The organism is Caballeronia sp. LZ008 (assembly GCF_031451435.1).
Classification (GTDB): Bacteria; Pseudomonadota; Gammaproteobacteria; order Burkholderiales; family Burkholderiaceae; genus Caballeronia; species Caballeronia zhejiangensis.
The window spans coordinates 640,220-654,583 of the sequence record NZ_JARUXK010000002.1 but is presented as its reverse complement, the minus strand read 5'-3'; the positions used below and the strand labels follow the sequence as shown (position 1 = coordinate 654,583).

Here is a 14,364-nt window from a genome sequence, read left to right as displayed (position 1 = left end):
CGGCGCAAGCCTGACCTACCCCACTCACGCTCATTCAGGAGTAGCAACATGCATTGGATCGATCCCGCCAGCCTTCCCGAGACCCGCGGAAAGGTGACACGTTTTCTGCTCAATTCACACGGAGAAATCGACGGCCTCGTGCTCGGCTCGCGTCAGGTTCATTTTCCACCGCATCTATCGAAGGAACTCGCGCGGCATGTCGCGCCGGGCGATCAGGTCCGCGTGCGCGGGACAAAGCCGCGAGACGCGGACATCATCGCCGCTGTCTCGCTGACATCGAAAAGCGGTGTGCTCATTCGCGACGAAGGTCCGCACGCTAACGGCGAAACGCATCAGAGACCGCATGTCGAGCGCAAGGCGATGGAAGCGTCGGGCGAGGTCCGGCTGTCGCTCTTCGGACCGAAAGGCGAATTGCGCGGCGCCTTGCTCGACGATGGCACCTCGTTGCGCATGCCACCGCACGCCGCGGCCGAGCTGGCCGATTACCTGAGTCCGGGCGCGCATGTTCACGCCTGGGGGCACGGCGTCAGGAACAGGCATGGTCGGACGATCGAGGTCGATGAAATCGCCCAGCTCGTCGACGCGCCCGAAAACGGTTGAGGGCGATCCCAAAGTCTCAAAGCGAAGCCCGCGCTCGGAACCGACCAAGGCCCAACGAAACGGACGTCATTGGTGAACCATGAATCCCTCATATGCGTTAGAAGGGCTGAACTTCTTCATGGCGGACGTGCAGGCGGGCATCGGGCCGTTTCTCGGCGTTTTCCTGCAGGCGCACGGCTGGCATGCGGATGCGATCGGGACCGTGATGACGTTGGGCGGCATCGCCGGCATGCTGGCCACGTCCCCGGCTGGCGCATTGGTCGATGCGACGCATCACAAGCGCGGCGTCATCGTCATCGCAGGCGTGATGACGACGCTTGCATCGCTCGTGCTATGGGTATCGCACAGCTACTGGATGGTCGCTGCATCGCAGATATTCACCGCGGTCACGGGCGCTGCGCTCGGTCCCGCCGTCGCCGGCATCACGCTGGGAATCGTGCGCGAGAAAGGATTCGACAGGCAGTTCGGCCGCAATCAGGTGGCCAATCACGCGGGAAACGTCGTAGGCGCCGCACTGTCCGGCTGGCTCGGATGGCGCTATGGGTTCGGCGCGGTGTTCGCGCTCGCGGGCGTGTTCGGCGCGATGACGGTGATTTCGACGCTGCTCATCCGGCGCGATGCGATCGATCACGACAGCGCGCGCGGCTTGAGCAGTTCGTCCCCGACCGGGCATGAACAGGCGAGCGGATTTCGCGTGCTGCTGACGTGCCGGCCCATCTTGCTCCTGGCCGCCTCGCTGGCGATGTTCCATCTCGGCAACGCGGCGATGCTGCCGCTTTACGGGCTCGCGGTCGTGGCGGCGCATCAGGGCGATCCGAGTGCGTTCACTGCGCAGACCATCGTGATTGCGCAACTCGTGATGGTCGTCGCGGCGGTCTTCGCGAACCGCCTCATCCAGCGAATCGGCTACTGGGGTGTGATCCTGATCACGTTTCTCGCGCTGCCGGCGCGCGGACTCGTGGCGGGAATGTTTATCGCGGCATGGGGTGTGTGGCCCGTGCAGGCGCTCGACGGAATCGGCGCGGGTCTGCAAAGCGTCGCGGTCCCCGCGTTGGTCGTGCGCTTGCTGCAGGGAACCGGACGGGTGAACGTGGGGCAGGGCGTCGTGATGACCGTGCAGGGCATGGGCGCTGCGCTTAGCCCGGCACTGGGCGGCGTGCTCGCGCAGCATTTCGGTTATGCAACGGCGTTCTTCGTGCTGGGAGGCGTATCGACAGGCTCGCTCGCACTCTGGCTCATCTTCGGCGCTTCGCTCAAAAAGGCGTGCGGGATTCACCGCGACGTCGCGCAAGATTCCTCTCTGGCGACATGAATCCGCTTTTCCTTTGCCGGGCCTTGCGCTCGCTACAGACTGCGCGTTGACAAATCCGATCGATCAACCAGGCGCGGCTTGAAGATGCCGACCGTCGAGCCACGCGCGCCATCCGCCGAACGCCGATATGTCTTCGGCGGATTGCACCGCGTACGGCTCGCAGATGAAACCGGCTGTCCACGAACCGTCCGACAACTCGACCTTGCCCAGCCCGAGCGGAGAAGGAATCGTCGCGAGGAACGATCCGAATTCCGCGCTCGGCATCTCCCAGACCTCCACGGCGATGCCGACGCCATCGTCCGCGACGCGCCACATGCCTGGCCTGCGCGTGCCGTCGGCCGATGCGGGCAACGCGCATAGCCGATAGCAAGGCGCGGTGCGCGTCGCCCGCACGAGACGCGCGCCGCGCGCGACGAGATCGCGATTGAGCGGCAAGCCCTGCATGTGCGCGCCGCATACCGCGACCGTCATGCGATCGTTGGCCGCCGCGCCGTGCGGACTCGCATCGACTTCGCCTCCCCCGACGCAGCGCATGCCGCTTCTGCGCTGAAGCAGATCGGCGACGCCGAGCAGATATTGATCCGTGAACGCGCGGCCGAAGACGGTCACGCCCCACGGCAATCCGTTCTCCATGAAGCCGGCGGGCGCGGCCACCGCCGCATAGTCCAGCAGGTTCATGAAGTTCGTGTAGTAGCCGAGCAGCGAATTCGGGCCGATGGGATCGCGCTCCAGTTCAGCGAGCGTCACCGGGCGCGGATACGTCGGCGTGAGCACGAAGTCGAGCGTATCGAGCGATGCATCGCATAGCGCCTTCAGATCCTGAAGCCGATACTGCGCGCGAAACAGCTCGACAGCAGTCGCGCCCGGCGCTTTCGCCAGCACATCGCGAATGACGGGCAGCACGGCATCTGGCTGCGTCGTCATCAACTCGCCCGTCACGCTATAGCGCTCGGCAACCCACGGTCCCTGATACAGCAATTGCGCCGCCTCGACGAACGGCTGAAAGTCGATCTCGACCGCTTCGCCGCCCGCCGCTTCGAGTAGCGCACGCGTTTGCGCGAACAATGCGGGGCTTTCGCTGCAGCCCGCGAACTCCAGTTGCGCGGGCACGCCGAAACGGAACGCGTGCGGCGTGCCGAACGCACGCGCCGCGTTCCATTGCGGATTGCGTCGGCTGTATGCGTCGCGCGGATCGTCCCGCGCGGTCAGCGCGAGCAGTTCGCTGGCTTCGGCGGCGGTTGCCGTGAAGAACGTCACGCAGTCGAGCGTGCGGCATGCCGGCACGACGCCCGCGGTCGAGAGCAATCCTTTCGTCGGTTTGAGGCCGACGAGATTGTTCAGCGCGGCAGGCACGCGTCCCGATCCGGCCGTGTCGGTGCCGAGCGCGAAGCTCGCGACGCCGAGCGCGACCGCAAGCGACGACCCCGCGCTCGATCCGCCCGACGGATACCCGGGATGCACGCTGTTGCGGCACTTGCCATACGGCGAGCGCGTGCCGTTGAGACCGGTCGCGAACTGGTCGAGATTGGTCTTGCCGAGCGGAATCGCGCCGAGCGCGATCAACTGGCCGACGAGCGTCGCGGATTCATCGGGCGTGTAAGCGAACGCGGGACAGCCCGCCGTCGTTTCGATGCCCGCGAGGTCGATGTTGTCCTTGATCGCGAACGGAATGCCGTAGAGCGGCAAACTGTCCGGATCGTGGCCTTCGAGCCGATCGACGAAAGGCGCGATCTCTTCTTCCGTCAGCAGATGGATGAAGAGATTGAACTCGGGATTGAGCGCGGCGGCTTTGTCGCGCAACCGGGCGATGAGCTTGCGCGGCGTGAGCGAGCCTTCGCGATATTCGCGGCGCAGCGTGGAGAGACGCAGATCGAATGTCGACATGGTTTTCCGTTGGATAGATTCAGTGACGTTCGATGACCGCGATGCGCTGTCCCGCGCGCAGCGGAGAACCCGGCGCGACATGGATCGCGGCGACGGTGCCCGCGCACGGCGCGCAGACGGCAATCTCCATCTTCATCGACTCGATGACGAGCAGCACGTCGCCCGCCGCGACTTCATCGCCAGGGGCCGCTTTCACTTGCCACAGGCTGCCCGCGATCTCGCTGTCGATGGCGACTTCGCCAGCCTTGAGCGGTGCGAGTTCGTTGTCATCGACGAGTGGCGCATCCTGCGCGTCTTCCGATGCGCCCGCTTCGCGCCAGCGCTCGCGTTCGGCCTGAAACGCCGCTTGCTGACGCGTGCGGAACGCATCGATGCTCGACGCTTCGTCTGCGAGAAACGCCTGATAGTCCGGCAAGGACAGCTCCGTTTCCTCGATGCGCAGCGGATAGCGCCCGAGCGGAAAATCCGCGCGAATGCGCATGAGTTCGTCGGCGGACACTTCGTAGAAGCGGATCTGATCGAAGAAGCGCAGCAGATAGTGCTGGCCGCAGAAATCCGCGGTCTGCGCGTAGCGGTTCCACATCTGCAGCGTGCGTCCGACGAACTGATATCCGCCCGGACCTTCCATGCCGTACACGCACAGATACGCGCCGCCGATGCCGACCGAGTTCTCCGCCGTCCACGTTCGCGCCGGGTTGTACTTCGTCGTCACCAGACGATGACGCGGATCGAGCGGCGTCGCGACCGGCGCGCCGAGATACACGTCGCCGAGACCCATCACGAGATAGCTCGCATCGAAGACGATCTTTCTGACGGCATCGATGGAATCGAGATCGTTGATGCGCCGGATGAACTCCAGATTGCTCGGGCACCACGGCGCATCCTTGCGCACCGTCGTCATGTACTTGTCGATCGCGAGCCTGCACGCCGGGTCGTCCCACGAAAGCGGCAGATGCACGATGCGCGACGGCACGCGCAGATCGCCTTGCAGCAGCACTTGCGCCCACGCTTCTTCGACGATCGCAAGCAGACGCGCGAGCGGCAAGTCGTCGGGCCGGTAATGAATCTGCAGCGAGCGGATGCCCGGCGTCAGATCGACCACGCCGGGAAGCGCCTGCGATTCGAGCGACTGCATCAGCGCATGACCGCGAAAGCGCGATACGAGATCGAGTTCCGCCGGGCCGATTTCGAGCAGCAGATGCGTATCGCCGGACACGCGCGCGACGAGCCTTTCGCGGCCCGATCCGCTATCGAGCACGATGGGCGAGGTCAGCGCCGCACGTCGTTCGGTCACTTCGCCGCGTTCGATATCGAGCGATTCGATTTCACGACGCCGCCGCCGCGCGGCCCGACGCGCTTCGCCGATCTCGACGGAAACGAAGCGCACCTTGTCGCCCGCCTTCAACTGGCCGATCTGCCACAAGTCCGCTTCGATGATCGTCACCGGACACACGAAACCGCCGAGGCTCGGGCCGTCGGGGCCGAGGATCACGGGCATGTCGCCGGTGAAGTCGATCGCGCCGACGGCATACGGATTGTCGTGAATATTCGACGGATGCAGGCCCGCCTCGCCGCCGTCCTCGCGCGCCCATTCGGGCTTCGGCCCGATCAGGCGCACGCCGGTACGGCTCGAATTGAAGTGCACTTCCCATTCGGTATCGAAGAAGCGTTCGATATACGCCGCGCTGAAATACTCGGGCGCGCCATGCGGGCCGTAGATGACGCGGATCGTGCGAACAGGTTCGAGGCGCAGCGCATCGCCGAGCGTCGCGCCTGCTTGCGCGTCGCCGAGCGGATAGACGTGCAGCACGTCGCCGGCGCGGATCGCGCGTCCTCCGTGTCCGCCGAACTGGCCGAGCGTGAACGTGCTGCGGCTGCCGAGATACGACGCGACATCGAAGCCGCCGCGCACGCAGAGATAGGCACGCGCGCCCGCGCCGCGAATGGTGCCGAGCGCGAGCGTCGAGCCCGCCGCGACATGGATGCTGGTGTGCATCGGCTGCGCGATGTCGTCGAGCGTGACGGGAATGTCAGCGCCCGTGATCGCGATCACCGCATCGGTATTGAAGCGCAGCGTCGGGCCGCTCATCGTCACTTCGAGCGCGGCGGCGTCGGCGGCGTTGCCGAGGAGACGATTGCCGAGGCGCATCGAGCGGTCGTCCATCGGTCCCGACGGCGGAATGCCGACCGCCCAATAGCCGAGCCGGCCCGGATAGTCCTGCACCGTCGTCTGCGTGCCGCCGCTCGCGACGTCGATCGTGCTCGCGCGATACTTCAGCGCTTCGAGGCAGCGCGTCCACGCCTCGCCCGACGCGAACGGCGCGTCGCCGATGATCTGCCGCAGATAGTCGCGATTCGTCTCCACGCCGTAAAGCCGCGTGTTCGCGAGCGCCTCGTCGAGCGCGTGGCGCGCTTGGTCGCGCGTCGGCGACCACGCGATGATTTTCGCGAGCATCGGATCGAAGTAGGGCGGCACTTCGCATCCGGCTTCGATCCACGTATCGATGCGCAGCGCGCGGCCATCGGCTACGGGGAAGGCGACATCGGTCACGAGGCCGGGGCTCGGCTTGAAGTCGCGGCCCGGATCTTCCGCGTACAGGCGCGCCTGGATCGCGTGGCCGCGCGGCTTCAGGCCCGCCATCAGCGAGGAAAGCGGCGCGAGCGTTCCAGCGGCGAGTTCGATCATCCAGCGGACGAGATCGACGCCCCAGACCTGCTCGGTGACGCCGTGCTCGACCTGCAAACGCGTGTTCACTTCGAGGAAATAGAACCGTTCCGCCGCGCTGTCGTAGACGAATTCGACCGTGCCGGCCGACCGGTAATCGACGGCCTTCGCGAGACGGATCGCGGCATCGCACAGCGCAGCCGATACGCCTTCGGGCAACGATGGCGCGGGCGTTTCTTCGAGCACTTTCTGATTGCGCCGCTGCACCGAGCAGTCGCGCACGCCCAATGCGATGGCGTCGCCTTGGCCGTCGCCGAAGACCTGCACCTCGAGATGCCGCGCCCGCTCGATGTACTTCTCGAGGAACACGCCCGCGTCGCTGAAGTTGTTCTCGCCGAGACGGCGCACGGCGTCGAAATGCGCGCCGAGTTCGCCCGCGTTCCAGCACACGCGCATGCCGATGCCGCCGCCGCCCGCCGTGCTCTTCAGCATCACCGGATAGCCGATGCGCTCTGCCGCAGCGAGCGCGGACGGCAAGTCGTCGAGGAGGGCCGTGCCTTCGAGCATCGGCACGCCTTCCTTCGCGGCGATTTCGCGGGCGGTGTGCTTGAGGCCGAACGCGCGCAATTGCGCGGGCGTCGGTCCGATGAACGCGATGCCCGCCGCTTCGCACGCTTCGCCGAACGCCGCGTTCTCCGACAAAAAGCCGTAGCCGGGATGAATCGCCTGCACGCCTTCGGCACGCGCGATGTCGAGGATCTTCGCCGTGTCGAGATAGGTCGTCGCGGCGGGACCGTCGCCGAGCGAATGCGCAATCGAGGCTTCGCTTACATGGCGGCTAGCGCGATCCGCTTCGGCATACACGGCGATGCCGGTGACATCGAGCGCGCGCAAGGTTCTGAGAATGCGGCAGGCGATCGCCCCGCGATTCGCAATCAGGATCTTCTCGAACATGGAAAGGGAAGGGTCGTTCGGAGGCGGGCCGTCCCGCCGTGAGCATGGCGAGCCGCGGTCGTCCGCGGCCGCGATCGCTTCAGCGATAGCTTCGGTTCAGTTGTTCGCGCGTGGTCGTGCAGCAGCGTCCCGAGCGAACGAGCATGACGTGATAGATCCAGCTGCGAATGCGCTTCAGTTCCATATGATCAGCTCCGCGGGTGTCGGGTTATAGGCGTTGCACGGATTGTTCAGTTGCGGACAGTTGGAGATCAGCACGATGACGTCCATCTCCGCGCGCAGCTCGACATACTTGCCCGGCGCCGAGATGCCGTCTTCGAAGGTCAGGCCGCCTTCGGCAGTCACCGGCACGTTCATGAAGAAGTTGACGTTCGCGCCGATATCGCGCTTCGCGAGCCGTCCGTCGTGCGCGCATGCACGCAGGAAGTTGTCGCGGCAGCTATGCATGTAGCGCTTTTCCAGCGCATAACGCACCGTGTTGCTCTCTTGCGCACATGCGCCGCCGAGCGTGTCGTGACGGCCGCAGGTATCGGCGACGATCGTCAGCATCGGATTGCCGAGATTCGAATACAGCACCGAGCCGGACGTCAGATAGAGGCTCTGCTGCCGACGCAACGTGCGTTGCGGATCGAAGCGTTCGCGCGGATCGTGAAGGCTGTAGAAGAGCGTATCGACGGCCTGATTGCCCTCCAGATCGACGATGCGCAGCGTCTGCCCCGCTTTCACTTCATGCAGCCACGGTTCGCCCGCGGCGAGCGTTTCGCGATACACCGCGCTTTCTGGATGTTTTTCACTGACGGTAAGCGCTTGGGTCATGTTGCTCATCTCTCAGGTTCGCTCAAAGGAAAAAGCGTTCGGTGTTGATGAAGCCGCGCACGTTCTCTTCGCATGCGGTACGGCAGATTTCCGCGACTTCGGGATGCGATTCCTTCAGTTCCAGCTTGACGGGCTTCGGCGAGTATTCGGGATGCGGGTCGAGCGGATGCTGGATCGCGGTCAGCACGACGAGCGTGTTCATCGGCGCATACAGTTCGACGTAATCGCCCGCTTTCGAATTGCCGGGCACGAAGGCGAGCGCGCCATCGCTCGTCACGTCGATGCGGCTGAAGAGATTGAGCGTCATCAGCAGGTCGGAAACGTCGAGGCCCCACTTGCTCATCTCGACGAGCAGGTTGTCGGTGCCATTGCGATAGAAGCCGTTGCGCAACTCCTGATAGCGGCCCGCGCCGTATCGTTCGAACACTTCCTGCGCATTCGATACCCCGCCGATGCTGTCGTGCCAGCCGCATGTATCCGCAACGATGGCGGCCAGGACGCGCCCCATGTCGGAATAGAGGCAATGGCCCGTGGTGAGCTTCGCGGTGTGCTGGCACTTCAGCGAATCCGGCAGATTGAGCCGCTCGCTCTTTTCGGCCGCGTTGACCATCATCACGCTGACGTTCGCGCCGCCGCGAATATCGGTGATGCAGAGCGACTGTCCGCGCTTGACGATCAGCGATGTATGACCGCCACCGGGGACCGTTTCTTCGAGTAACACTGTCATGGCGTGGAGCTTCCTTTAGTCGGAGACGAGTTCGATGCTGGATGCGCCCTGCACCGCGGCCTGCGCCATATGCACCGCCGATGCCGAGGCGCGCGTGCGGTCGAGCGGAATGTCGTAGGTGATGCGCGCGCCGTACGCACCGGGCGCTTGCGGATCGACGCGCACCTTGTCGAAGACGAGCACGCGGCTGCCGAGCGTGAAGCCTTCCTTGAGGTCGTGCGTGACCATGAAAATCGTGAGCTTCGATTCGCGCCACAACTCCGACAACAGCACATGCATGTCCTTGCGGATGCCGGGATCGAGCGCGCCGAAGGGTTCGTCGAGCAGCAGCACGCGCGGCTTCATCATCAGCGCCTGCGCGATGGCGAGCCGTTGCTGCATGCCGCCCGAAAGTTGCTGCGGATACTTGTCGAGCGCCGCGCCAAGACCCACGCGTTCGAGCATCGCGGCGGCTTCGTCGCGTGCGGCGCGTCGTTGTGCGCCGAAGAGCCGTCCCGTGAATTTCGCGCGCGGCAGTTCGAGACCGAGCATCACGTTGCGCAGCACGCTCAGATGATCGAAGACCGAGTAGCGCTGAAACACGACGCCGCGATGCGCGTCCGGTTCGGCGGGAAACGGTTCGCCGTCGAGCAGAATCTCGCCGCGCGTCGCCCGTTCCTGTCCGAGCAGCAGGCGCAGAAACGTGGACTTGCCGCAGCCGGACGCGCCGACCATCGAACAGAATTCGCCTTCCTTCACGGTGAGATTCAGCCGTTCCAGCACGACCTGATCGCCGTAGTTTTTCCATACGTTGCGAACGACGATCATCGCGCGCCTCCGCCGTACCACGGAAAGCACCACTGCGTGAGTCGACGCAGCAGTTCGTCGGTGAGCCACGCGAGCAGCGTGATCCACGCGACGTAGGGAAGAATGAGATCCATCGACAGATAGCGCCGCACGAGAAAGATGCGATAGCCAAGCCCGTCGGTCGATGCGATCGCTTCCGCTGCAATGAGAAAGAGCCATGCGGCGCCGAGCGAAAGCCGGATCGCGACGAGCAGACGCGGCAGAAGCTGCGGCAGCACGAGCCGCAGAACAAGCGTCCAACTGTTCGCGCCGAGCGTCTGCGCCTTGATCCACATCTCGGCCGGGATTTCAGCGGCGCGCGCGTGCAGATCGCGAATGATCATCGGCGTGATGCCGATGACGATCAGCACGACCTTCGACAGTTCGTCGAGACCGAAGACGATGAAGAGAATCGGCAGCACGGCGAGCGGCGGCACCATCGATATGACGGTGATGAACGGCGAAAGCGTCGCGCTTGCGAGCGGAAACGATCCCGTCGCGATGGCCGCAACGAGCGCGATCGCCGCGCTCACGACGAGCCCGATGCCGAGCCTTCGCAAGCTCGACGCGGTATCGGTCCAGAGCAGATACTCGCCGGTGCGTTTGTCTTCGGCGAAGGCGGCGGACTTCATCGCATCGCTCATCTGCGTCGCGCTCGGCAACAGCTTGTCGTCGGGATTGTCGGCGAGCCGCATCGAAGAGCCGGTGAAATACACCGCGAGCAGCACGACGAACGGCAGCAGTAACAGCATCAGCGCGCCGGTCCTGCTCGGATGTCGATTGATGAGTCGCATGTTGACCGCCATGTAGTAGAACCTGAAGCGCTCAGAGCTTGCCGGCCGCCGCCATCTCGACGTAGGCCGGATCGAAGCGCAGCTTCACGTTGTTCTTGTTGCCGACGACGACGCCCTTGTCGAACGCCATGCCGACGGCATCCGCGCTCTTCGCGTCTTGCCCCAGCAGGCCGTGATCGAACGAGAACTTGGCGACGCGCGTCATGATCTTCGGCATGTCGGGGCTGGTCACGAATTCGAGCGCGGCCTTCGGCGTGTAGAAGAGGGCGGTGGTCGAGAGCTGGCCTTTGAAGTTGGCGAGATCGGTGCCGGACGCCTTGGCCATCGAAGTCAGCGCGCTCGTGGTTTCGGGGGAATCGCCGTGCATCAGCGCGACCATCTCGAACCATGCGCCGGTCAATGCCTTGCCGAGCGCCGGGTTGTCCTTCAGCGTCTTCGTATTGACGACCATCATGTCCATGATCTCGCCGGGAATCTTGCTGGAGTCGAAGACTTCGGTGACGTTCGGCTGCGCCTTCAGGTCGGCGAGCATCGGATTCCATGTGACCGTGTTATGCACGGTGGGCGTGGCGAATGCGCCGGAGATATCGGCGTCGGACGTGTTGACGACCTTGAGGTCGCGCTCGCTCATGTGCGCGCTTTCGAGTGCGCGTGCGAGCAGATAATGCGAGACCGAGAACTGGACGAGGTTGATCTGCTGGCCTTTGAGATCGGCGATCTGCTTGCCCTTGCCCTTCATGAGCACGCCGTCGTTGCCGTTCGAGTAATCGCTGACGATCAGCGCCGTCGAGTCCACGCCGCCCGAAGCCGGGATCGTGAGCGCGTCCATGTTGGTCATCGCGCAGCCGTCGAACTTGCCGGCCGTGTATTGATTGATGGACTCGACGTAGTCGTTCAGCTGGACGACATCGATGTTGATGCCGTACTTCTTCGCCCACTTGGAGACGATGCCCTGCGTCTTGGCCTGGCCCCACGGCATCCAGCCCGCGTAGATAGTCCAGCAGACCTTGAAGTCGTTGCGCGGCGCGGCGGATGCGGCGCTGGACGCGAAAGCGGCGACGGAGAGTGCGGCGATGCCAAGAAAGCGAGCGAGCTTGCGCATGAGGTTGACCTCGAAGGAGACGGTTGGCGACGGCAAGGGAGCAGCGCGACTCATCGCGTTCTCTCCCGGGCTTTTATCCCGCCGTGTAACCTCGCCTGAGGTCGACAGCTCTCGGACCAGCATCCGCGTGAAGCAGACCGGAACCCTAGCCGTCCATTTCCAGATTGTTCGATGAACCGGATGATGCGCCGGCTCCTTGCCATCCCCTCTAAGCGGGAATCGTGCCAATAGTTTTTATGGCTGCTGGCGGCGTTGCGCAGGTTCGGACGGAGCGCATTGCCCATCCGCGGTGAAAGCGGCGCACGTTTGATGTATCGGCTGCACCAACATCGGGCGTCGTCCCTGGTTGCCAGCAAACGTTTCCTTGGGTAGACGCGCGAAAACATCGGCGCAACGCTTTCAGCCGATGCGTCGTTGCTTGCGATTTTCTTGGCATGAATGTGGCGCGGACAACATTGCCATTACCGGTTATTACGGAGAATCCGTCTCGTCGTACAAATAAAAACGAAGCGTTTAAAACAGACCGTCTGAAGGCAGCACCATAGCGGCCAAAGACATACGGGGAAGTCATGCAGCGTGAGAAGAACAACGCGCCTGTCAAAGGGCGGGTCATCGCAGTGTGCATCGGGGTTTCGATCGGCGCGATCAATGCGAATGCGCAGGATGCGGAAACGCAGCCGGCCGCGCACGTGAACACGGCGTCTCGGGCTCAACCGCTCATCTCGCTGCCCAGCACGCCGACGCCCGGTCCGGTCGGCAACACCGGCGAATTGCCGGCCGCCAATGGCGCGCCTCTCACGCCGCGCGGCACGGTGAATGCCGCATCGTCGCTCGACAAGAGCGCCACCCTCGCCGGCACGGCACGCTCGCGCACCGTCGATATCGAAGGCAAGCAAGCGCTCGACGATACGCTCGGCGGCGTGGTCACGACCGACACGGTGACGCTCGCGGGGCAGGACTTCTACACCTGGTTCGCGCAGGCCTGGGGCGCCATCCCGCTGTCCGAGCGCTACATCGTTTCGGTGCACGAGCGGCCGTCGCCGCGCTACGGCAGTCTCGTGTGGGTGGAGTACGGCCAGCGTCGCGTGTTCCAGGCGTTCCTGCCGATTGCGCGCTCGAACGTGAAGCCGATTGCCGAAGGCGCGGCGCAGATCGCCTTTCAGAACGTGATGCAGGCGGACCTGACCCGTCTGCTGTTCCGCGACGCCGACATGGCGATGGACGAACTATAAAAAAATCGCATCATAAGAAAATCGATGCAGTAAGGCCAGAAAATACGGGGAAACCGCAATGAAAACGAATGCGCTCTTGAAACGCGCGTTGCTCGCTTGCGCGCTTGCGATGCCGGTTATCGCCGCGCAAGCCACATCGCTTGTGTATGAACCGGTGAATCCGAACTTCGGCGGCAATCCGCTGAACGGGACGAATCTGCTCAACGAGGCGAACGCGCAGAACAAGTACAAGGATCCGTCGACGGAGAACCTCGGTACGAGCAGCCAGTCCACGCTCGACCAGTTCAACACGCAATTGCAGCAGGCGATTCTGTCGCGCGTCGCGTCGTCGATATCGAGCTCGATCGTCGGCACGGACGGCACGCTGCATCCCGGCACGATCAACACGGGCAACTTCTCGATCGCGATCACGCAAGTTACCGGCGGCAATCTGCAAGTGACGACGACCGACAAGACCACGGGTGCCTCGACGACCTTCGTCGTCGGCAACGGACAGTAACGCGAGCGCGCATACGACATGAACAAAGAAGCTATCACGACACTGGCGACGCGCGCGGCACTGGGCGCCACGCTCCTTGCAACGATGCTGTTGACCGGCTGCGTCACGACGCCGATGCCTTCGGCGGGCAACGCGACGCTCACGCCGCCGACGCGCGTGACGCGCGACCTCACGCACCTGCCGCCGCCGAAAGGGCGCATCGTCGCGGCCGTGTACGGTTTTCGCGATCTGACGGGCCAGTACAAGCCGTCGCCGGACAGCTCGTTCTCGTCGCAGGTGACGCAGGGCGGCGCTTCGTTTCTCGTGAAGGCGATGCGCGATTCCGGCTGGTTCACGCCCGTCGAGCGCGAAAACCTTCAGGACCTCCTGACCGAACGCAAGATCATGCGCGCGCTGGAAACGCCGGACGACAAAAAGAACGCGATACCGCAGATCGGCGCTCTCGCACCGGCGAGCATCGTGCTGGAAGGCGGCATCGTCGGTTACGACACGAACATTCGCACGGGCGGCGCGGGCATCGCGTATCTGGGTATTTCGGCATCCCAACAATATCGCGTGGATCAAGTGACGGTGAACCTGCGCGCCGTGGATATCCGCAACGGCACGATACTCAACAGCGTGTCGACGACCAAGACCATCTATTCGATTCAGGTCGATACCGGCGTGTATCGCTTCATCGGCTTCAAGGATCTGTTGCAGGCCGAAGCCGGCATGACGCGCAACGAGCCGCAGCAGCTGTGCGTGAACGAAGCGATCGAATCGGCGCTCGTGCATCTGATCGTGCAAGGCGTCGCGAACCAGTCGTGGGCGCTCAAGGACACGAAGGACTGGTACGACCCGACGATGCAGCGATATCTGCAGGAAAACCAGGGCTACGCGCAGACGATGGAAGACGTGAATCCGTCGTATAGCCCGGTGAGAATCGATCCGCCGAAGACCATCGGCAGTTAATCA

The 14,364-nt window shown here is 64.0% G+C and carries 12 protein-coding genes and 1 riboswitch; of the genes, 5 read left to right on the top strand and 7 right to left on the bottom strand.

Annotation, left to right across the window (positions count from 1 at the left end):
• The first annotated feature begins 48 nt into the window (after window positions 1-48).
• Together QCE49_RS17410 and QCE49_RS17405 are read left to right on the top strand one after the other, a co-directional pair.
• On the top strand, window positions 49-600 hold the full coding sequence (locus QCE49_RS17410) for a hypothetical protein (RefSeq protein ID WP_250457018.1): 552 nt from the start codon (window positions 49-51) through the stop codon (window positions 598-600).
• Window positions 601-679: 79 nt separating this feature from the next.
• The gene (locus tag QCE49_RS17405; protein WP_250457017.1) at window positions 680-1,912 is read left to right on the top strand and encodes an MFS transporter; all 1,233 of its coding nucleotides are present in this window, start codon (window positions 680-682) and stop codon (window positions 1,910-1,912) included.
• Between the two features lie 63 nt (window positions 1,913-1,975).
• Here the strand turns inward: QCE49_RS17405 and atzF are convergent, their stop codons facing one another.
• The 7 genes from atzF to QCE49_RS17370 form a co-directional block, all read right to left on the bottom strand.
• Entirely contained in the window at window positions 1,976-3,796 is a 1,821-nt protein-coding gene (gene atzF / locus QCE49_RS17400; RefSeq protein WP_250457016.1) for an allophanate hydrolase, read from the bottom strand.
• 19 nt (window positions 3,797-3,815) lie between these two features.
• A complete protein-coding gene (uca, locus tag QCE49_RS17395; RefSeq protein ID WP_250457015.1) occupies window positions 3,816-7,415 on the bottom strand; it encodes an urea carboxylase in 3,600 nt (1,199 codons plus the stop codon).
• A 174-nt stretch (window positions 7,416-7,589) separates the two neighbouring features.
• Complete coding sequence (locus tag QCE49_RS17390; protein WP_008346571.1) at window positions 7,590-8,231, bottom strand: urea amidolyase associated protein UAAP2; 642 nt, start codon at window positions 8,229-8,231, stop codon at window positions 7,590-7,592.
• Between the two features lie 22 nt (window positions 8,232-8,253).
• Complete coding sequence (locus tag QCE49_RS17385; RefSeq protein WP_250457014.1) at window positions 8,254-8,958, bottom strand: urea amidolyase associated protein UAAP1; 705 nt, start codon at window positions 8,956-8,958, stop codon at window positions 8,254-8,256.
• 15 nt (window positions 8,959-8,973) lie between these two features.
• Window positions 8,974-9,765 (bottom strand): ABC transporter ATP-binding protein, encoded by a 792-nt coding sequence (locus QCE49_RS17380; protein WP_250457013.1) that lies wholly within the window; start codon window positions 9,763-9,765, stop codon window positions 8,974-8,976.
• Window positions 9,762-10,577: an ABC transporter permease gene (locus QCE49_RS17375; protein ID WP_250441425.1), complete on the bottom strand. Its 816-nt coding sequence runs from the start codon at window positions 10,575-10,577 to the stop codon at window positions 9,762-9,764. The genes QCE49_RS17380 and QCE49_RS17375 overlap by 4 nt, the downstream gene beginning before the upstream one ends.
• 31 nt (window positions 10,578-10,608) lie before the next feature.
• Complete coding sequence (locus tag QCE49_RS17370) at window positions 10,609-11,679, bottom strand: putative urea ABC transporter substrate-binding protein (RefSeq protein WP_008346580.1); 1,071 nt, start codon at window positions 11,677-11,679, stop codon at window positions 10,609-10,611.
• Between the two features lie 60 nt (window positions 11,680-11,739).
• Window positions 11,740-11,839: riboswitch (guanidine-I (ykkC/yxkD leader) on the bottom strand.
• Window positions 11,840-12,248: 409 nt separating this feature from the next.
• Between QCE49_RS17370 and QCE49_RS17365 the strand changes: the two genes are divergently transcribed.
• Genes QCE49_RS17365 through QCE49_RS17355 form a run of 3 tightly spaced genes read left to right on the top strand, consistent with a single transcriptional unit; the run spans window position 12,249 to window position 14,361 of the window.
• The gene (locus QCE49_RS17365) at window positions 12,249-12,911 is read left to right on the top strand and encodes a CsgE family curli-type amyloid fiber assembly protein (RefSeq protein ID WP_175980155.1); all 663 of its coding nucleotides are present in this window, start codon (window positions 12,249-12,251) and stop codon (window positions 12,909-12,911) included.
• A 58-nt stretch (window positions 12,912-12,969) separates the two neighbouring features.
• The gene (locus tag QCE49_RS17360; protein WP_008346584.1) at window positions 12,970-13,410 is read left to right on the top strand and encodes a curli assembly protein CsgF; all 441 of its coding nucleotides are present in this window, start codon (window positions 12,970-12,972) and stop codon (window positions 13,408-13,410) included.
• 18 nt (window positions 13,411-13,428) lie between these two features.
• Window positions 13,429-14,361 (top strand): CsgG/HfaB family protein, encoded by a 933-nt coding sequence (locus QCE49_RS17355; protein WP_250437661.1) that lies wholly within the window; start codon window positions 13,429-13,431, stop codon window positions 14,359-14,361.
• Window positions 14,362-14,364: the final 3 nt, after the last annotated feature.

Coding starts and splice junctions, on each gene's coding strand:
- QCE49_RS17410 (WP_250457018.1), top strand. CDS start 49: ATGCATTGGATCGATCCCGCCAGCCTTCCCGAGACCCGCGGAAAGGTG.
- QCE49_RS17405 (WP_250457017.1), top strand. CDS start 680: ATGAATCCCTCATATGCGTTAGAAGGGCTGAACTTCTTCATGGCGGAC.
- atzF (WP_250457016.1), bottom strand. CDS start 3,796: ATGTCGACATTCGATCTGCGTCTCTCCACGCTGCGCCGCGAATATCGC.
- uca (WP_250457015.1), bottom strand. CDS start 7,415: ATGTTCGAGAAGATCCTGATTGCGAATCGCGGGGCGATCGCCTGCCGC.
- QCE49_RS17390 (WP_008346571.1), bottom strand. CDS start 8,231: ATGACCCAAGCGCTTACCGTCAGTGAAAAACATCCAGAAAGCGCGGTG.
- QCE49_RS17385 (WP_250457014.1), bottom strand. CDS start 8,958: ATGACAGTGTTACTCGAAGAAACGGTCCCCGGTGGCGGTCATACATCG.
- QCE49_RS17380 (WP_250457013.1), bottom strand. CDS start 9,765: ATGATCGTCGTTCGCAACGTATGGAAAAACTACGGCGATCAGGTCGTG.
- QCE49_RS17375 (WP_250441425.1), bottom strand. CDS start 10,577: ATGCGACTCATCAATCGACATCCGAGCAGGACCGGCGCGCTGATGCTG.
- QCE49_RS17370 (WP_008346580.1), bottom strand. CDS start 11,679: ATGCGCAAGCTCGCTCGCTTTCTTGGCATCGCCGCACTCTCCGTCGCC.
- QCE49_RS17365 (WP_175980155.1), top strand. CDS start 12,249: ATGCAGCGTGAGAAGAACAACGCGCCTGTCAAAGGGCGGGTCATCGCA.
- QCE49_RS17360 (WP_008346584.1), top strand. CDS start 12,970: ATGAAAACGAATGCGCTCTTGAAACGCGCGTTGCTCGCTTGCGCGCTT.
- QCE49_RS17355 (WP_250437661.1), top strand. CDS start 13,429: ATGAACAAAGAAGCTATCACGACACTGGCGACGCGCGCGGCACTGGGC.